At 55.0% G+C, this 16,290-nt stretch carries 21 protein-coding genes; 13 read left to right on the forward strand and 8 right to left on the reverse strand.

The window, feature by feature from the left end; genetic code table 11:
- Nucleotides 1-11 precede the first annotated feature (11 nt).
- Genes flgD through flgB form a run of 3 tightly spaced genes read right to left on the reverse strand, consistent with a single transcriptional unit; the run spans nucleotide 12 to nucleotide 1,558 of the window.
- Nucleotides 12-722 carry a flagellar hook assembly protein FlgD gene (gene flgD, locus RVY89_RS10650; RefSeq protein ID WP_371897761.1) on the reverse strand — a complete coding sequence of 237 codons (711 nt, stop codon included), beginning with the start codon at nucleotides 720-722 and terminating at the stop codon, nucleotides 12-14.
- An 11-nt stretch (nucleotides 723-733) separates the two neighbouring features.
- Nucleotides 734-1,138, reverse strand: a complete 405-nt coding sequence (gene flgC / locus RVY89_RS10655) for a flagellar basal body rod protein FlgC (RefSeq protein ID WP_008500814.1) — start codon at nucleotides 1,136-1,138, stop codon at nucleotides 734-736.
- 3 nt (nucleotides 1,139-1,141) lie between these two features.
- On the reverse strand, nucleotides 1,142-1,558 hold the full coding sequence (gene flgB / locus RVY89_RS10660) for a flagellar basal body rod protein FlgB (RefSeq protein ID WP_023311135.1): 417 nt from the start codon (nucleotides 1,556-1,558) through the stop codon (nucleotides 1,142-1,144).
- 157 nt (nucleotides 1,559-1,715) lie between these two features.
- Here flgB and flgA point away from each other — a divergent pair, with 157 nt between their 5' ends.
- The 3 genes from flgA to flgN all read left to right on the forward strand — a co-directional run bounded on the left by flgA (nucleotide 1,716) and on the right by flgN (nucleotide 3,192).
- Nucleotides 1,716-2,375 carry a flagellar basal body P-ring formation chaperone FlgA gene (gene flgA, locus RVY89_RS10665; RefSeq protein ID WP_484827792.1) on the forward strand — a complete coding sequence of 220 codons (660 nt, stop codon included), beginning with the start codon at nucleotides 1,716-1,718 and terminating at the stop codon, nucleotides 2,373-2,375.
- Between the two features lie 93 nt (nucleotides 2,376-2,468).
- Nucleotides 2,469-2,762: a flagellar biosynthesis anti-sigma factor FlgM gene (gene flgM, locus RVY89_RS10670; protein WP_008500817.1), complete on the forward strand. Its 294-nt coding sequence runs from the start codon at nucleotides 2,469-2,471 to the stop codon at nucleotides 2,760-2,762.
- Between the two features lie 4 nt (nucleotides 2,763-2,766).
- Nucleotides 2,767-3,192 carry a flagella biosynthesis chaperone FlgN gene (gene flgN / locus RVY89_RS10675; protein ID WP_008500818.1) on the forward strand — a complete coding sequence of 142 codons (426 nt, stop codon included), beginning with the start codon at nucleotides 2,767-2,769 and terminating at the stop codon, nucleotides 3,190-3,192.
- 59 nt (nucleotides 3,193-3,251) lie between these two features.
- Here the strand turns inward: flgN and murJ are convergent, their stop codons facing one another.
- From murJ to rimJ, 4 genes are all read right to left on the reverse strand, one after another.
- Complete coding sequence (gene murJ, locus RVY89_RS10680; RefSeq protein WP_023311131.1) at nucleotides 3,252-4,787, reverse strand: murein biosynthesis integral membrane protein MurJ; 1,536 nt, start codon at nucleotides 4,785-4,787, stop codon at nucleotides 3,252-3,254.
- Nucleotides 4,788-4,916: 129 nt separating this feature from the next.
- Nucleotides 4,917-5,840 carry a Gfo/Idh/MocA family protein gene (locus RVY89_RS10685; RefSeq protein WP_484827793.1) on the reverse strand — a complete coding sequence of 308 codons (924 nt, stop codon included), beginning with the start codon at nucleotides 5,838-5,840 and terminating at the stop codon, nucleotides 4,917-4,919.
- Between the two features lie 2 nt (nucleotides 5,841-5,842).
- The gene (locus tag RVY89_RS10690) at nucleotides 5,843-6,493 is read right to left on the reverse strand and encodes a YceH family protein (RefSeq protein ID WP_484827794.1); all 651 of its coding nucleotides are present in this window, start codon (nucleotides 6,491-6,493) and stop codon (nucleotides 5,843-5,845) included.
- 9 nt (nucleotides 6,494-6,502) lie between these two features.
- Nucleotides 6,503-7,087 (reverse strand): ribosomal protein S5-alanine N-acetyltransferase, encoded by a 585-nt coding sequence (rimJ, locus tag RVY89_RS10695; RefSeq protein ID WP_008500822.1) that lies wholly within the window; start codon nucleotides 7,085-7,087, stop codon nucleotides 6,503-6,505.
- 236 nt (nucleotides 7,088-7,323) lie between these two features.
- Here rimJ and mdtH point away from each other — a divergent pair, with 236 nt between their 5' ends.
- The 9 genes from mdtH to RVY89_RS10740 all read left to right on the forward strand — a co-directional run bounded on the left by mdtH (nucleotide 7,324) and on the right by RVY89_RS10740 (nucleotide 14,000).
- The gene (mdtH, locus tag RVY89_RS10700) at nucleotides 7,324-8,532 is read left to right on the forward strand and encodes a multidrug efflux MFS transporter MdtH (protein WP_484827795.1); all 1,209 of its coding nucleotides are present in this window, start codon (nucleotides 7,324-7,326) and stop codon (nucleotides 8,530-8,532) included.
- Nucleotides 8,533-8,655: 123 nt separating this feature from the next.
- Complete coding sequence (locus RVY89_RS10705) at nucleotides 8,656-9,216, forward strand: lipoprotein (protein ID WP_484827796.1); 561 nt, start codon at nucleotides 8,656-8,658, stop codon at nucleotides 9,214-9,216.
- Between the two features lie 126 nt (nucleotides 9,217-9,342).
- Nucleotides 9,343-10,389, forward strand: coding sequence for a dihydroorotase (gene pyrC, locus RVY89_RS10710; protein WP_484827797.1), 1,047 nt, complete (start codon nucleotides 9,343-9,345; stop codon nucleotides 10,387-10,389).
- Nucleotides 10,390-10,463: 74 nt separating this feature from the next.
- A complete protein-coding gene (dinI, locus tag RVY89_RS10715; protein ID WP_032650831.1) occupies nucleotides 10,464-10,709 on the forward strand; it encodes a DNA damage-inducible protein I in 246 nt (81 codons plus the stop codon).
- A gap of 273 nt (nucleotides 10,710-10,982) precedes the next feature.
- Complete coding sequence (bssS, locus tag RVY89_RS10720) at nucleotides 10,983-11,237, forward strand: biofilm formation regulator BssS (RefSeq protein ID WP_008500827.1); 255 nt, start codon at nucleotides 10,983-10,985, stop codon at nucleotides 11,235-11,237.
- Nucleotides 11,238-11,353: 116 nt separating this feature from the next.
- Nucleotides 11,354-12,472, forward strand: coding sequence for an N-methyl-L-tryptophan oxidase (gene solA / locus RVY89_RS10725; protein WP_484827798.1), 1,119 nt, complete (start codon nucleotides 11,354-11,356; stop codon nucleotides 12,470-12,472).
- A 59-nt stretch (nucleotides 12,473-12,531) separates the two neighbouring features.
- Nucleotides 12,532-12,645 carry a YceO family protein gene (locus RVY89_RS10730; protein WP_032638658.1) on the forward strand — a complete coding sequence of 38 codons (114 nt, stop codon included), beginning with the start codon at nucleotides 12,532-12,534 and terminating at the stop codon, nucleotides 12,643-12,645.
- Nucleotides 12,646-12,853: 208 nt separating this feature from the next.
- Entirely contained in the window at nucleotides 12,854-13,420 is a 567-nt protein-coding gene (locus tag RVY89_RS10735; protein ID WP_484827799.1) for a cytochrome b, read from the forward strand.
- Nucleotide 13,421: 1 nt separating this feature from the next.
- Complete coding sequence (locus RVY89_RS10740; RefSeq protein WP_484827800.1) at nucleotides 13,422-14,000, forward strand: YceI family protein; 579 nt, start codon at nucleotides 13,422-13,424, stop codon at nucleotides 13,998-14,000.
- A gap of 41 nt (nucleotides 14,001-14,041) precedes the next feature.
- On the opposite strand, the gene trhO is transcribed toward RVY89_RS10740, so the two are convergent.
- Complete coding sequence (trhO, locus tag RVY89_RS10745; protein WP_234082061.1) at nucleotides 14,042-15,091, reverse strand: oxygen-dependent tRNA uridine(34) hydroxylase TrhO; 1,050 nt, start codon at nucleotides 15,089-15,091, stop codon at nucleotides 14,042-14,044.
- A 221-nt stretch (nucleotides 15,092-15,312) separates the two neighbouring features.
- Here trhO and RVY89_RS10750 point away from each other — a divergent pair, with 221 nt between their 5' ends.
- The gene (locus tag RVY89_RS10750; RefSeq protein ID WP_484827801.1) at nucleotides 15,313-16,239 is read left to right on the forward strand and encodes a Kdo(2)-lipid IV(A) acyltransferase; all 927 of its coding nucleotides are present in this window, start codon (nucleotides 15,313-15,315) and stop codon (nucleotides 16,237-16,239) included.
- Nucleotides 16,240-16,290 lie beyond the last annotated feature (51 nt).

Raw genomic sequence — 16,290 nt, forward strand, 5'->3', positions numbered from 1 at the left:
AGTGTTAAGGCTTAGATAATCTGCCGAACTTCGTCGAGTGTGGTGGAACCAGAGGTTCCCAAATCCAGTTTGTTGCCGTCACTTCCTTTAATTACGCCCTGGACCAGCGCGAACTGCAGCGGCTGCGCCACCAGCTGGGTCGTCCCGTTACTGGCGCTGATTGCCACTTTGTAGGATCCGTTTGGTGCTTTAGTGCCGTCGGTCAGGCTGCCATCCCAGGTAAAGGTGTGAACGCCCGCCTTCAGCTCGCCGATATCAATGGTGCGCACGACCGTGCCGTTGCCATCGGTAATGGTTGCGGTAACTTTCTCTGCTGGCTGCTGCAGCTCAACGCCAAACGGCGTGGTGGTCGTGGTGGCGTTGCCATCGGTGGTGCTGGTGCCCGCCAGGATTGTAGTCCCCGGGATCATCACCCCGTGACCAATCAGGCTTGCCGCCTGCAGAGACTGGGCACTGTTAATCTGTCCGGAGACGGAACCGAGGGTGGTGTTCAATTTCTCAATGCCGCTCACGGTACTGATCTGCGCAAGCTGCGTGGTCAGTTCGTTGTTCTGCATCGGGTTAGTGGGATCCTGGTTCTTAAGCTGCGCCACCAGCAGCGTCAGAAAGCTGCCCTGAAGATCGGCGGCATTGCTCCCGGTGAGGGAGTTAGAACCCGTCGTACTCTTTGTGTTGTTAACACCCGAGTTCGTAGGATCATTCACATTTACGGCGATGGACATGCATGTCTCCTTTACTGGCCGAGAGTGAGTGTTTTGAGCATCATGCTCTTCACGGTATTAAGCACTTCGACGTTGGCCTGGTAGCTACGGGATGCCGACATGGAGTTCACCATCTCACCCACCACATCCACGTTTGGCATCTTCACGTATCCGCTGGCATCCGCAAGCGGGTTACCCGGCTCATACACCAGCCTGTCCGGCGCCTGGCTCTCTACCACATCAGAGACCTTCACGCCGCCCGTCGCCGCGCCCGGCGCAGCATCGACCTGAAAGACAACCTGTTTGGCACGATAAGGCTGGCCGTCGGGTCCGGTTACGCTGTCGGCGTTCGCCAGGTTACTGGCGGCCACGTTCAGGCGTTTGGACTGCGCGGTTAACGCCGAACCGGCAATATCAAAAATATTCAACAAGGCCATCTATCAGTTCCCCCCCTGCAGGACGTTCATCATGCCTTTGATTTGTCCGCCGAGTACGGTCAGGCCCGTCTGGTATTTCAGGCTGTTATCGGCAAACTGGGTACGCTCCCGGTCCATATCCACGGTGTTACCGTCGAGTGAGGGCTGATCGGGAATGCGGTAAAGTAAATCGGTCGCTGGCGCAGTCATCGCCTGAGCAGGAATATGGCGAGAGGATGTCATGGCAAGTGCAACACCCGTTCCTTCGGCACGTCCACGCTCCATCACCTTTTTGAGTTCACTGGAAAAATCAATATCGCGCGCCTGAAACCCTGGGGTATCGGCGTTAGCGATGTTGGCGGCTAAAATCTCCTGCCGCTGGGCGCGTAAATTGAGCGCTTCCTGTTGAAAACGTAACGCGGCGTCGAGTTTATCGAGCATGTCTCCTCCGCTGATGGCAAAATTTCAGTTCACAGCTTAAATCTCACCCGGTCTCCCCTATCGACGGAATAAGCGCAAAATGCGTCGCTATTTATTCCGTTGATGCAAAACCACTGCAGGTAGAATTCGTTCAACTCTGGAAACGGTGGAACTTGCGATGCAAACGTTAAAACGGGGTCTGGTGGCGGCTCTCTTGCTGTTAAGCCCGCTGGTGCAGGCTGAAGGCTTACAGGATCAGTTGACGACTTTCTTTGCTGAAAAGCTGGCAGGCTTTAGCGATGACGTTACCGTTACCGTGCGCACGCCACCGAATCTATACCCTGGCTGTGACCAACCGTCATTCAGCGTGACGGGGACCACCAGGCTGTGGGGGAATGTGAACGTGCTGGCACGCTGCGCCAACGAAAAACGCTATTTACAGGTTGCAGTTCAGGCGACGGGCAATTATGTTGTCGCCGCCGTGCCCATTGCGCGCGGCAGCGTGCTGCAGACGAACAGCGTGACGTTAAAGCGCGGCCGTCTGGATCAGCTGCCACCACGCACCATGCTCGAATTAAACCAGGCACAGGACGCCGTCAGCCTGCGTGATGTCGCCCCCGGCCAGCCGATACAGCTCTCCATGCTGCGTCAGGCATGGCGGGTAAAAGCAGGCCAACAGGTGATGGTGGTGGCCAACGGAGACGGCTTTAGCATCAACAGTGAAGGGAAAGCGTTGAACAATGCCGCGGTGGCGCAAAACGCCCGCGTCAGAATGTCCTCAGGCCAGGTGGTGAGCGGAACCGTCGATGCTGATGGGAATATTCTGATTAACCTATAATCTTTTTAAAGATTTCGCGGCGCGTGCCGATAAATATTCCACTAATGATGATGTCAGGCGCAAACGCCGCGAACCCTCGATGAGGACAACACTATGAGCATTGATCGTACATCAGCCCTGAAGCCGGTAAGCGCTGTACAACCTCGCGAAACGAATGACGCTACGGCGCAGAAAACGCGTCTGGAAAAGCCGTCAACGTCCAACAGCACCAGCGTGACCCTGAGCGACGCGCAGGCAAAACTGATGCAGCCGGGCAGCAACGATATCAATATGGAACGTGTTGAAGCGCTGAAAACGGCTATTCGTAACGGTGAGCTGAAAATGGATACCAGCAAGATCGCTGATGCCCTGATTCAGGAAGCACAGAGTTTCTTACAGAGTAACTAACCGTATGAGTCGACTGTCAGAAATACTGGATCAAATGACGGTTGTCCTGAACGACCTGAAAACGGTAATGGACGCTGAACAGCAGCATCTCTCTTCCGGTCACATCAACGGCAGCGCGCTGCAGCGTATTACTGAAGACAAAAGTTCGCTTCTGGCAACGCTGGATTATCTGGAACAACAGCGACGCGCTGAGCAGGATCCTAAGCGCAGCGCCAATGACGATATTATTGAGCGCTGGCAGACCATTACCGAAAAAACCCAGCACCTGCGCGATCTTAACCAGCATAACGGCTGGCTACTGGAAGGTCAGATTGAGCGTAATCAGCAGGCGCTTGAGGTGTTGAAACCGCATAAAGAAACCGGACTGTACGGCGCGGATGGTCAGACAGCAACTGCGCGTATTGCGGGTGTGAAAAAGATTTCGATTTGACGCATCAGCGACAAATCATGCAGTGGGGAGCACCATAAGGTGAACTCCCCTTTTGGCGTTTATGCCGTCCGGCGGGCAAACTCTTTCACTTTGAAGCCCAGCACCGCCAGCGTGGCAAAGTAAGCCACCACCCCGACGCCCACCACGGCCATGAGCCGCATCAGACGGTAGGGCATAGTGCCCAGGGACCACTCCGGCATCACGTACATCATGCCGAGCAGCGCGGCAGACATCACCAGTACCGCAACGATCAGACGCACCAGGAAACTTCCCCAGCCCGGCTGCGGCGTGAAAATATCCTGCTTGCGCAGCTGCCAGTAAAGCAGCCCGGCATTCAGACAGGCCGCCAGACCAATCGATAATGACAGGCCCGCATGCTTCAGCGGACCAATAAACGCCAGGTTCATCAGCTGCGTCATAATCAGCGTCACGATGGCAATTTTTACCGGCGTTTTGATGTCCTGACGCGAGTAAAAGCCCGGCGCCAGCACTTTCACCACGATCAGCCCCATCAGTCCCACCGAGTAGGCAATCAGCGCGCGCTGGGTCATAGCGGCATCAAAGGCGGTGAATTTACCGTACTGGAAGAGCGACACCGTCAGCGGTTTGGCCAGAATACCCAGCGCCACCGCGCTCGGCAGGGCCAGCAGGAAGCAGAGACGTAACCCCCAGTCCATCAGGCGGCAATACTCATCATGATTGCCGCTGGCAAAACTTTTCGACAGCGACGGCAGCAGGATGGTCCCCAGCGCCACGCCCAGCACCCCGGACGGGAACTCCATCAGGCGGTCGGCATAGTACATCCAGGAAACCGAGCCGGACACCAGGAACGAGGCAAAGATGGTGTTGATGATAAGCGAGATCTGGCTGACGGAGACGCCGAGAATGGCGGGCCCCATCTGCTTGATGACGCGCATCGCTCCGGCATCTTTGAGGTTGATGCGCGGCAGTACCAGCATGCCAATTTTTTTCAGATGCGGCAGCTGATACGCCAGCTGCAGCACGCCGCCGACGGTGACCGCCCAGGCCAGCGCCAGCACCGGCGGGTTGAAGTGCGGCGCGGCGAACAGGGCAAAGCCGATCATGCTGACGTTAAGGAACGTCGGCGCAAACGCCGGTACAGAGAAGCGGTTCCAGGTGTTGAGGATCGCCCCCACCAGCGAGGCCAGCGAGATCAGCAGAATATAGGGGAAAGTAATGCGCAGCAGCTGCGAGGTCAGGGCAAACTTGTCGGCCGTATCGGCAAAGCCGGGCGCGGTCACCATAATCACCCAGGGCGCGGCCAGCATCCCGAGGACCGTCACCACCGCCAGCGCCAGCGTCAGCAGGCCGGAGACATAAGACACAAAGACGCGCGTTGCGTCCTCGCCCTGCTTGCTTTTATATTCCGCGAGGATCGGGACGAATGCCTGAGAGAACGCCCCTTCCGCAAAAATACGACGCAGCAGGTTCGGCAACTTGAACGCGACGAAAAAGGCGTCCGTGGCCATCCCTGCACCAAATACCCTTGCCACAATGGCGTCGCGCGCAAAACCCAGCACGCGGGAAAACATGGTCATCGAGCTGACGGCCGCCAGCGATTTTAATAAGTTCATTAACGTGAATTTCCAGAACCATACGGATTTGTAGGCCGGGTAAGCGTAAGCGCCACCCGGCAAAGCCAACAAGCGGCGCTTAGTCTAACCGGATTTCAACGAAATACTATCCGCAGATGTTACAGCGAGTTATTCACTCATGGCCTCGCGCCAGAGCCTTTCCACAATGCGCTGCGCCATGATGGCCTGCTCGCCAGACGTTTCAGGAACCGTCTGATTTTGCACGCAGGAGATGAAGTGACGGGCGCAACCGGCAAAACCTCGCTGTTCAAGCGTGCTCTGCCAGCCAGGGGCAGGTAGCGTCACCACGCCGCTGCCCTTCTCTTCCCGCCACTCGCGCATGTCGGTTATGTCGTACAGCGCGCCGTCGGTGACGGCCTGGACGGATTCACGCTGACTTCCCGCACGACGATGCATGCTGGTCGTGATCTGCAGATGGTCAATCGCGAAATGATGTTCGGCGTAGACCATTTCACCCTGCTCGTTCGTCAGTAGCGTGCCGCTTTGCAGCTGTGCATTGCCGCTGGCGAGCCATAGCGCCGTATCCACAACGTGCAGATAGTCATCCAGCAGCGTGAAGCGCAAATCGTTTGGCCCGATGCTGTCGGTACGATGCTTATCCATGCGCAGCGAGGCGAGCGTGCCAGACTGCGCCTTCAGCTGTTGATAAAGCGGCGCAAAGCGACGGTTGAAGCCGACCATCAGCGTCAGTTTTTTACGCGCCGCCAGCTCAATAAGGCGTTCGGCATCCTGAACATTTTCCGCCAGCGGTTTGTCCACGCAGACGTGAACCCCCAAACTGAGCAGCTCGCTCACCACCTGATAGTGGGTTGCCGTTGAGGTATGCACAAAAACCGCATCACACTCGCGGGCCAGATCCTGCAGGGAGGCAGCATACGGCATGCGCCAGGTTTCGCAGATCCGCTCGGCCTTCTCGCGCGTGGGCGACCATGCCCCTTGCAGGGTCCAGTCCGTCGCCGCGCCTAAAACAGGCAGCCAGGCTTTTTGTGCAATACCACCGAGCCCCACCACGCCTACGCGTAATTTTTTCACCGTCAGTCTCCCAAATGTGCCAGCAATGCATCCAGACGCTGTTTCAGCCCGGCGACCTCTTCTTCCAGCGACTCTACGCGCGCGGCAAGAGTGTCATTCCTTGCTGAAGATCCCGCGTCGCTCTCCACGGTAGCGACATCAACTTCGCCGCTGAACAGATGCATATAGCGGCTTTCACGTTTGCCCGGCTCGCGCGCCAGACGCACCACGTATGGGCCGTCTTCACGTGAGGCCAGCCCTTCCAGGGTCTGCTCAACCTCCTGCATATCGCTGAACTCATGCATACGGGAAGCGCGCGTGCGCAGTTCCCCCGGCGTCTGCGCCCCGCGCAGCAACAGCGTGGTGATGACCGCCACTTCCGCACTGCTCAGCTTCAGGTCGCCAAATTCAGAGTTGCAGAAGCGCTGTTCGTATTTGGTCACGCGGTTGCCGAAGCCGCTGACGGTGCGCAGATAGTGGCGTTTTACCAATGCATCGAGCACGTCCTGAACCTCATGCTCGCTGAGGTTCATCACCGGCTCGCGGTTGGTCTTCTGGTTGCAGGCCATGGTCACGGCGTTGACAGAGAGCGGATACTGCTCCGGCGTGGTGACCTGTTTTTCGAGTAAGCACCCAATCACGCGCGCTTCTGTACCGTTTAGCTGATACTTCATCTTTTCTCCTTAACGACCTGCAGTCCAGTCCCGGGTGGTTAATGCCGTCAGAACGTGGTCGCGCCACTCTCCGTCTATCAGCAGATAGTCTTTGGCGTAACCCTCTTTCTCGAACCCTAAACGCGCCAGCAGATTTCCGCTGCGCTGGTTATGCGGCATATAGTTCGCCATGATGCGATGGATATGCTGCGTGCGCTGCATATAGCGGATCGCCACCGTTAACGCCTCGTACATTAGCCCCTGCCCCTGCCATTTCTGACCGATGGAGTAGCCAAGGTAGCAGGCGTGAAACGACCCGCGCACCACGTTTGAAAAATTGGCGATCCCGATAATCTCTTTCTCTTCAGGATCCAGCAGCGCGAAATAGAACGCGCTGCCCTGCTTGTGAAATTCCGTGATCATGCTGAGGCGCGCCTGCCAGCCGGAAGGGTAACAATGGCTCTCATCGCGAACGGGTTCCCAGGGTTTTAAAAACTGGCGATTCTCGGCGTAATAATCCGCCAGACGCCAGGCATCACGCTCATGCACCAGACGAACGACCAGCCTGTCCGTTGTCAGACGCACTTTTGGCACATTACTGCGATAGCCAAACATCGATACCACTCCTTCCCGTTACTTCTGCTTACCCATTAGCTTTACTATACCTGCGCCTGCGCCGTCTGTGAAAACAGTGACATACCATTTTGCCCTCTTTTCTCTATTTTCGATGAGAACTCTCTATCAAAGCACCCTTTTGATAAAAAAATATTGTCACCCCCGGGGGTGGGAAAAAACGCGGCGACACCGCAGAATGTTAGCGTGCTCACCTTCTTATTTTCCCTGGAGGGAAAATGTCCCGCGTATCACAGGCCAGGAGCCTGGGTAAATATTTCCTGCTCGTCGATAACATGCTGGTCGTGCTCGGCTTTTTTGTCGTTTTTCCGCTTATTTCGATCCGCTTTGTCGATCAGATGGGCTGGGCGGCATTAATGGTCGGCATTGCCCTTGGGCTACGCCAGTTTGTCCAGCAGGGTCTGGGCGTCTTTGGCGGGGCCATCGCCGACCGCTTTGGCGCTAAGCCGATGATTGTGACCGGTATGCTGCTGCGCGCGGCAGGTTTTGCCACGATGGCGGTCGCCCAGGAGCCCTGGCTGCTCTGGTTCTCCTGTTTCCTCTCCGGTATCGGGGGCACGCTGTTCGATCCGCCACGCACCGCGCTGGTGGTAAAGCTGATTCGCCCGCAGCACCGCGGCCGCTTTTTCTCGATTCTGATGATGCAGGACAGCGCCGGGGCAGTTGTCGGCGCCCTGCTGGGAAGCTGGCTGCTGCAGTATGACTTCCGTCTGGTCTGCGCCGCCGGTGCGGTGCTCTTTATTCTGTGCGCGCTGTTTAATGGCCTGTTCCTGCCCGCCTGGAAACTGTCGACGGTCAAAGCGCCGGTTCGGGAAGGGCTTGGCCGCGTTCTGCGCGACAAACGTTTTGTCACCTATGTATTGACCCTGACGGGCTATTACATGCTGGCCGTGCAGGTCATGCTGATGCTGCCGATCATGGTTAACGACATTGCGGGGACGCCTGCGGCGGTGAAATGGATGTACGCCATTGAAGCCTGCCTGTCGTTAACGCTGCTTTATCCGATTGCCCGCTGGAGCGAGCGGCGTTTTCGTCTGGAGCATCGCCTGATGGCCGGGCTGTTCCTGATGACGTTGAGCATGATGCCGATCGGCCTGGTGAACTCTCTCCAGCAGCTGTTTACCCTGATTTGCACGTTCTATATTGGCTCAATCATCGCCGAGCCTGCCCGTGAAACGCTGAGCGCCTCGCTTGCGGATGCGCGTGCGCGCGGCAGCTATATGGGCTTCAGCCGGCTGGGGCTGGCGCTTGGCGGCGCATTAGGTTACGCCGGTGGCGGCTGGTTGTTTGATGCCGGAAAAGCGTTAAACCAGCCCGAACTTCCGTGGATGATGCTCGGCGCGGTGGGGTTTATGACGCTCCTTGCCCTGTGGTGGCAGTTCAGCCAGAAACGCAGCGCGAGCGGCATGCTCGAGCCAGGCGCGTAGCCTTTCCCTCGGGCGGGAGCCCTTCCCGCCCCATTTCTCAGTTTTTTCTGCTGGTTTCTACCCATTCACGCTGACATACTGGCGAAACAGGACAGAAGCGCCGATTTTTCGTTGAGGAACACTATGAAGAAAATTGTCTTAGCCGCGGCATTCGTTGTCAGCGGTCTGCTGGTTGGCTGTAACCAGCTCACGCAATATACCGTCAGTGAACAGGAAATTAATCAGGCGCTGGAAAAACATAACAATTTCTCGAAAGACATTGGCGTGCCGGGCCTGGCAGACGCGCATATCGTGCTCACGAATCTAACCAGCCAGATCGGACGTGAAGAGCCAAACAAAGTCACCCTGGCCGGTGATGCGGACCTCGATATGTCCTCACTCTTTGGCAATCAGAAAGCCAACATCAAGCTCAAGCTGAAGGCGCTTCCTGTTTTCAACAAAGAGAAAGGAGCCATTTTCCTGCAGGAAATGGAAGTCGTCGATGCTCAGGTGTCGCCGGACAAGATGGCACCGGTTCTACAAACCCTGATGCCCTATCTGAATCAGTCGCTGCGGAATTACTTTAACCAGCAGCCCGCGTACGTCTTAAGTGAAGACAAAAGCAAGGGTGAAGCCCTGGCGAAAAAATACGCAAAAGGGATAGAGGTTAAGCCGGGTGAAATTATCATTCCTTTCACCGATTAACCTGAAGGGCGCTGCGGCGCCCTTTTTTTTACGGAAAAGTGTGCAAACGAAAACGTTTCCGCTTATGATTTGTGTCCGGCAAAAACAGCCATCCTTATGACTGATTCCTGACAAGCCGGAGCTTCCATGACTGCACAACCCCAGGTTCTTAAAATCCGCCGCCCTGACGACTGGCATATCCATCTGCGTGATGGCGATATGCTGAAAACCGTCGTGCCTTATACCAGCGAAATTTATGGCCGCGCGATTGTCATGCCTAACCTGGTTCCACCAGTCACCACCGTCGAAGCCGCGATGGCCTATCGCCAGCGCATCCTGGATGCCGTACCTGCGGGACACGATTTTACCCCGTTGATGACCTGCTATCTGACAGATTCACTGGATCCGAACGAAGTGGAGCGCGGCTTTAACGAAGGCGTATTTACGGCGGCGAAACTCTACCCGGCGAATGCCACCACTAACTCCAGCCACGGCGTCACCAGCATTGATGCCATCATGCCGGTTCTGGAGCGCATGCAGAAACTGGGTATGCCGCTGCTGGTTCACGGTGAAGTGACGCATGCCGAGATTGACATCTTCGACCGCGAAGCTCGTTTTATCGAGACCGTGATGGAGCCTCTGCGCCAGCGCCTGCCCGCGCTGAAGGTGGTCTTTGAGCATATCACCACCAAAGACGCGGCAGAGTACGTGCGTGATGGCAACGATCTCATCGCCGCCACCATTACGCCACAGCACCTGATGTTTAACCGTAACCACATGCTGGTGGGCGGGGTGCGCCCTCACCTCTACTGTCTGCCTATCCTCAAGCGCAACATCCACCAGCAGGCGCTGCGTGAGCTGGTCGCCAGCGGGTTCTCCCGCGCGTTCCTCGGTACCGACTCCGCGCCTCACGCCCGTCATCGTAAAGAGGCAAGCTGCGGCTGTGCAGGCTGCTTCAACGCCCCAACGGCGCTTGCCAGCTACGCAACCGTATTTGAAGAGATGAACGCGCTAGAACATTTCGAAGCATTCTGCTCCCTTAACGGCCCGCGCTTCTACGGCCTGCCGGTCAATGACACCTTCATCGAACTGGAGCGTAAAGCGAGCCACGTTGAGGAGTCCATTGCCCTGACGGATGACACGCTGATCCCCTTCCTGGCGGGTGAAACCGTAAGCTGGACGGTAAAACGTTAAAAAATCAATGCCCCTTGTTGTCAAAATGATAATATGCCTGTATAAATAAACAGTATATTACACAGGGGGCATTTATGCGTATTGAAGTCACCATAGCCAAAACAACCGTTCTGCCTGCCGGCGCGCTTGATGCACTGGCAGGCGAATTATCCCGCCGTATTAACAACACCTTTCCCGACAACGCGGGTGCCGTAACGGTGCGTTACGCCGCATCGAACAACCTCTCCGTCATTGGTGCTGCCAAAGAAGATAAAGATCGCATCAGCGAAATCCTGCAGGAAACGTGGGAAAGCGCAGACGACTGGTTTATCACAGATTAACACTGCTCCCTCATTGTGTTTTTTGCCGGGTCGCCCCGGCTTTTTTTTGTCTAAAAATCCTGCAAGTTCAAATTAATTCGGCATCTTCTTAAAAAATCGTGAACGAGATGGTGTTTTATTGTTCGAACAATCCTAAAAAGCAGAAAAATGTGTTGCCACCTGTTTATTTTTCCCGTTGGAACCCTTATTACTTGGTATACTGAAGATGCTTTCAGAAAAACATGCATTGAACCTCAGAGCCGTTGTCTTCTAACACGCATTAAGGGGGTTATAATGGAAAAGAATAGTGAAGTGATCCAGACCCATCCACTGGTTGGCTGGGATATCAGTACCGTAGATAGCTACGATGCGCTGATGCTGCGTTTGCACTACCAGACCCCGAATCAACTCAACCGTGAAGAAGCGGAAGTTGGACAGACGCTGTGGCTAACAACAGACGTCGCCCGTCAGTTTATTTCTATTTTAGAGGCAGGTATTGCAAAAATAGAATCTGGCGACTATCAGGAAAATGAGTATAAACGGCACTAAGCCTATGCCCACTTTTCTATCTACAGGCACCCTCGCGGTGCCTTATTTATTTCTCCCTTGTCTAACCCCGCGTTGTTAATTACTCTGCTAACAAAACGTCAGTTTATGAGATGCATATGAAATACGACTTAATCATTATTGGTAGCGGCTCCGTGGGTTCCGCTGCCGGTTATTACGCAACACAGGCAGGTCTGAAGGTCCTGATGATCGATGCCCACCTTCCTCCTCATTCTGAGGGCAGCCATCATGGCGATACCCGCCTCATGCGCCATGCGTATGGAGAAGGCGAGCGCTATGTACCGCTGGTGCTTCGCGCCCAGACGCTGTGGGATGAACTGGCGACACAGGCCGAAGAGCGTATTTTCGAGCGTACCGGCGTCATCAATCTGGGCCCTGCCCATTCTGATTTTCTCGCCAGCGTCGAGCGCAGCGCAAAAGCCTATAATCTTGATGTTGAGAAGCTGGACGCGACGGGCATTACCGCGCGCTGGCCTGAAATTACCGTCCCGGACGATTACATCGGCCTCTTTGAAGCCCACTCCGGCGTGCTCCATTGTGAAACGGCGATCAAAACCTGGATCGATCTTGCCGCGAAAGCCGGCTGTGCGCAGCTGTTCAACTGTCCGGTGGAGGCCATCACCCATGACGATAATGGCGTTACGGTAACGACTCTTGACGGCGACTATTCAGCGTCCCGCCTGCTCGTCAGCGCAGGAACCTGGGTCACTCGCCTGCTGCCGGAACTGCCAATCCAGCCGGTGCGCAAGGTTTTCTCCTGGTTCCAGTCGGATGGGCGCTACAGCGCGCAGAATAAATTCCCGGCCTTCACCGGCGAATTACCGAATGGCGATCAGTTCTACGGTTTCCCTTCCGAGAAAGACGCGCTGAAAATCGGTAAACACAACGGTGGCCAGGTCATCTCCTCTCCTGAAGAGCGTAAACCCTTCGGCGCCTTCCCACAGGATGGCTCAGAAGCCTTCTCGTTCCTGCGCACTATTCTTCCGGGCGTCGGTGGCTTGCTGTATGGCGCGGCCTGTACCTACGACAACACGCCGGATGAAGACTTTATCATTGATACGCTGCCGGGGCATGACAACACTCTGCTCATCACCGGACTGAGCGGCCACGGCTTTAAGTTCGCTTCCGTGCTGGGCGAGATTGCCGCGCAATTTGCCCAGGGCATCACGCCGCAGTTTGATCTGACACCCTTCTCACTCTCGCGATTTAACGGATAATCCACCACGGGCTTCGAGGTACCGGAGCCCATTTCACTCACACTGCATTACGGGGCATTATGCGCAGGATCGTTAGCTTTCTGATGAATAATATTCGCGAGCATTTCATGCTCTACATCTTATTGTGGGCGCTGCTGGCCATTATTGATTTTGTTTACATTGTATTTTACTGAAAGCTCGGATTGACAATAATTGACATTAATTTAGCTTTATTGAAACTCCCAATTTCATCTTGCACGAAGACATTGAATTACCTTTATCAATCCTGTTCAAAAGCGCTGAAATAAATAAAATAAAAATCAATAGACAATTATTTCAGTTGCAATATCACATCTTCCCGTTCATTTTTACCCTTCGGTTAATTTGAAAATGGACCTTCTGATGCAATTGCGTAACTCCTCCCGGCGCTACGGAATAATATCCATAGGTTTGCACTGGATATTTGCTCTTGCCGTCTACGGTATGTTTGGACTTGGACTCTGGATGGTCACGCTCAGCTATTATGACGGCTGGTATCACCAGGCGCCGGAGTTACATAAAAGCATTGGCGTTCTCCTGATGCTGGGGCTGGTCTTCCGCGTGATCTGGCGGCATATTTCCCCGCCGCCCGCCGCGCCAAAGACCCACAGCAAATTTACCCGCGTCAGTGCAGTCGCCGCGCATATCGCCCTCTATGCACTGCTGTTCGGCATCCTGATTAGCGGCTATCTCATTTCGACGGCTGACGGTAAGCCGATTAACGTTTTTGGCCTGTTCGAGGTTCCGGCAACACTTAGCGATGCCGGGGCGCAGGCCGATACGGCAGGGGTAGTTCATCTCTGGCTTGCCTGGAGCGTGGTGATCCTGTCCGTACTTCACGGGCTTGCCGCTCTCAAACACCATTTTATTGATAAAGACGATACGCTAAAGCGCATGCTTGGCCGCTCGTCAGTCGACTCTGGAGCATAAAATGAAAAAACACCTGCTGGGTATCGCCCTGGGTTCTCTGTTATTCACCGCCGGTTCCGCCGTGGCGGCGGATTATAAAATTGATAAAGAGGGCCAGCACGCTTTCGTCAATTTCCGTATTCAGCACCTGGGATATAGCTGGCTGTACGGCACCTTTAAGGATTTTGACGGCACGTTCACCTTTGACGAGAAAAATCCCGCGGCCGATAAAGTCAATGTGACGATTAATACGAACAGCGTCGACACGAACCACGCAGAGCGCGATAAACACCTGCGCAGTGGGGAGTTCCTCAACGTCGCGAAATTCCCGCAGGCGACCTTCGCTTCTACGGACGTGAAGAAAGACGGCGATAAGCTAAATATTACCGGCAACCTGACGCTTAACGGCGTAACAAAACCGGTCACGCTTGATGCTAAATTACTGGGTCAGGGTGACGATCCGTGGGGCGGTAAACGTGCAGGTTTTGAAGCAGCTGGTAAAATTCACCTGAAAGATTTTAATATCACAACGGATTTAGGCCCGGCGTCTCAGGACGTTGAGCTGATTATTTCCGTTGAAGGTGTACAGCAGAAATCATAATAGATTCGCCCGGCAGGCTTTCACCGTGCCGGGCGTTATTATCATTCCGGGTCAGGGATACCCAGTTTGGTATTCAGACGGCCGCGGGATTTATTGAAAATCTTGTTGCCGTTTTCACGTCCTGCGCGACGGCGACGCTGCTCTTCTTCCGGCAGGATGCTCTCTTCGCTGCACAGCTCGCTACAGCAGCCGTTAAACTTCTCGGCGCAGGCCGGGCACTGAATGAACAGCAGATGGCAACCGTCATTTTTGCAGTTGGTGTGGGTATCGCACGGCGCGCCGCACTGGTGGCACTGGGCAATGACGTCGTCCGAAATACGTTCGCCCATGCGCTCGTCAAAGACAAAGTTTTTCCCGATAAAGCGTACCGGCAACCCCTGCTCACGGGCGCGACGAGCGTACTCGATAATGCCGCCTTCAATGTGCCAGACTTTATTAAAGCCGTTGTGCTTCATCCACGCGCTGGCTTTCTCACAGCGGATACCGCCGGTACAGTACATAACGATCTTTTTATCTTTATGCTCCTGCATCATCTCAACCGCTTTCGGCAGCTGCTCGCGGAAGGTATCGGCCGGGATTTCCATCGCGTTCTCGAAATGCCCCACTTCGTACTCATAGTGGTTACGCATATCAATGAATACGGCATCCGGATCGTCCAGCATCGCATTCACTTCCGCCGCCTTCAGATATTCACCGACGTCCGCCGCGTTAAACTCAGGATCGTCGATACCGTCCGCCACGATGCGTTCACGCACCTTCATGCGCAGCACCCAGAAGGATTTCCCGTCATCATCCAGGGCAATGTTCAGGCGTAAGCCGTTAAGGGCCGGGTCAAATTGATAAAGTACGTCACGGAAGGCGCTGACTTTGCTTTCCGGTACGCTAATCTGCGCATTGATGCCTTCACGGGCAAGGTAGACGCGGCCGAAGACGTTCAGCGCCGTGAACGCCTGATAAAGCGCATCGCGGGTCGCCTGCGGATCGTCGATCGTGAAGTATTTATAGAATGAGATGGTGGTGCGCGGTTCGGTTTCAGCCAACATACGCGCCTTTAACATCTCATTCGACACGCGGTTGTGTAACACTGGCATGGTGTACAGTCCTGGAATCGTTAGAGAGAATGAAAAATCGGTCGGCATCATATAGCAAACAAAACCAATTTACATCCACACAATTTACGCTACATTTCACACACCCTGATTAATCAGGCTTAACAATTGCTGTATTCGTGCACGCTTCGAAAGCAGATATTTTGGCTACGTCTCAAAAAATGAGACACTAGCAAAACAGGACGTTTGAAAACAGGAAAGACATGACCCAGTTACCAAAATTTACTGCCGCCCTTTTGCATCCCCGCTATTGGTTGACCTGGCTTGGCATCGGCTTTTTATGGCTTCTGGTACAGCTTCCCTACCCTGTTATTTTTCGGTTGGGTAAATTTCTGGGCCGTTTCGCGCAACTGTTTATGAAGCGTCGCGCCAGAATCGCGTACCGCAATCTTGAGCTGTGTTTTCCGCAGATGAGCGAGTCAGAGCGTCACGATATGGTCGCGAAGAATTTCGAATCCGTCGGGATGGGGCTCATGGAGACCGGTATGGCGTGGTTCTGGCCGGACAAACGCATGGCCCGCTGGAGCGAGGTGACGGGGACCGGCATGGAGCCTGTACATACGCTTCAGGCCAATCAGACGGGCGTTCTGCTGATCGGCGTCCATTTTCTGACGCTGGAAATCGGGGCGCGCATGTTCGGCATGCAGGCGCCCGGCATTGGGGTTTATCGCCCTAACGATAATCCGGTCATCGATTTAATCCAGACCAACGGCCGCATGCGCTCCAATAAAAGCATGATCGACCGTAAGGATCTGAAGGGGATGATCCGCGCGCTGAAATCCGGAGAAGTGGTCTGGTATGCCCCCGACCACGACTATGGCCCACAGGCCAGCGTTTTTGTTCCCTTCTTTGCCGTTGAAGAGGCCGCCACAACGACCGGCACCTGGATGCTGGCGCGGATGTCCAAAGCCGCCATCGTGCCTTTTGTTCCCCGCCGTAAGCCGGATGGTTCGGGCTACGAGCTGATGATGCTGGAGCCGGAACTCGCGCCGCCGCTTGACGATGCGGAAACCACCGCGCGCTGGATGAACCGCGTTGTGGAGAAGTGCATCATGCTGGCGCCTGAGCAGTATATGTGGCTGCACCGCCGTTTTAAAACGCGGCCACAGGGCACGCCGTCCCGCTATTAATCCTCATGCGGTCCTCAGGGCCGCATGCCGTTTTAGCTTTAAAAGCTCCCC

This window comes from Enterobacter sp. 3U4 (assembly GCF_057224565.1).

Excerpts from the sequence above, each read along its gene's own strand:
- flgD (WP_371897761.1), bottom strand. The coding sequence starts at position 722 with ATGTCCATCGCCGTAAATGTGAATGATCCTACGAACTCGGGTGTTAAC.
- flgC (WP_008500814.1), bottom strand. The coding sequence starts at position 1,138 with ATGGCCTTGTTGAATATTTTTGATATTGCCGGTTCGGCGTTAACCGCG.
- flgB (WP_023311135.1), bottom strand. The coding sequence starts at position 1,558 with ATGCTCGATAAACTCGACGCCGCGTTACGTTTTCAACAGGAAGCGCTC.
- flgA (WP_484827792.1), top strand. The coding sequence starts at position 1,716 with ATGCAAACGTTAAAACGGGGTCTGGTGGCGGCTCTCTTGCTGTTAAGC.
- flgM (WP_008500817.1), top strand. The coding sequence starts at position 2,469 with ATGAGCATTGATCGTACATCAGCCCTGAAGCCGGTAAGCGCTGTACAA.
- flgN (WP_008500818.1), top strand. The coding sequence starts at position 2,767 with ATGAGTCGACTGTCAGAAATACTGGATCAAATGACGGTTGTCCTGAAC.
- murJ (WP_023311131.1), bottom strand. The coding sequence starts at position 4,787 with ATGAACTTATTAAAATCGCTGGCGGCCGTCAGCTCGATGACCATGTTT.
- RVY89_RS10690 (WP_484827794.1), bottom strand. The coding sequence starts at position 6,493 with ATGAAGTATCAGCTAAACGGTACAGAAGCGCGCGTGATTGGGTGCTTA.
- rimJ (WP_008500822.1), bottom strand. The coding sequence starts at position 7,087 with ATGTTTGGCTATCGCAGTAATGTGCCAAAAGTGCGTCTGACAACGGAC.
- mdtH (WP_484827795.1), top strand. The coding sequence starts at position 7,324 with ATGTCCCGCGTATCACAGGCCAGGAGCCTGGGTAAATATTTCCTGCTC.
- RVY89_RS10705 (WP_484827796.1), top strand. The coding sequence starts at position 8,656 with ATGAAGAAAATTGTCTTAGCCGCGGCATTCGTTGTCAGCGGTCTGCTG.
- pyrC (WP_484827797.1), top strand. The coding sequence starts at position 9,343 with ATGACTGCACAACCCCAGGTTCTTAAAATCCGCCGCCCTGACGACTGG.
- dinI (WP_032650831.1), top strand. The coding sequence starts at position 10,464 with ATGCGTATTGAAGTCACCATAGCCAAAACAACCGTTCTGCCTGCCGGC.
- bssS (WP_008500827.1), top strand. The coding sequence starts at position 10,983 with ATGGAAAAGAATAGTGAAGTGATCCAGACCCATCCACTGGTTGGCTGG.
- solA (WP_484827798.1), top strand. The coding sequence starts at position 11,354 with ATGAAATACGACTTAATCATTATTGGTAGCGGCTCCGTGGGTTCCGCT.
- RVY89_RS10730 (WP_032638658.1), top strand. The coding sequence starts at position 12,532 with ATGCGCAGGATCGTTAGCTTTCTGATGAATAATATTCGCGAGCATTTC.
- RVY89_RS10735 (WP_484827799.1), top strand. The coding sequence starts at position 12,854 with ATGCAATTGCGTAACTCCTCCCGGCGCTACGGAATAATATCCATAGGT.
- RVY89_RS10740 (WP_484827800.1), top strand. The coding sequence starts at position 13,422 with ATGAAAAAACACCTGCTGGGTATCGCCCTGGGTTCTCTGTTATTCACC.
- trhO (WP_234082061.1), bottom strand. The coding sequence starts at position 15,091 with ATGCCAGTGTTACACAACCGCGTGTCGAATGAGATGTTAAAGGCGCGT.
- RVY89_RS10750 (WP_484827801.1), top strand. The coding sequence starts at position 15,313 with ATGACCCAGTTACCAAAATTTACTGCCGCCCTTTTGCATCCCCGCTAT.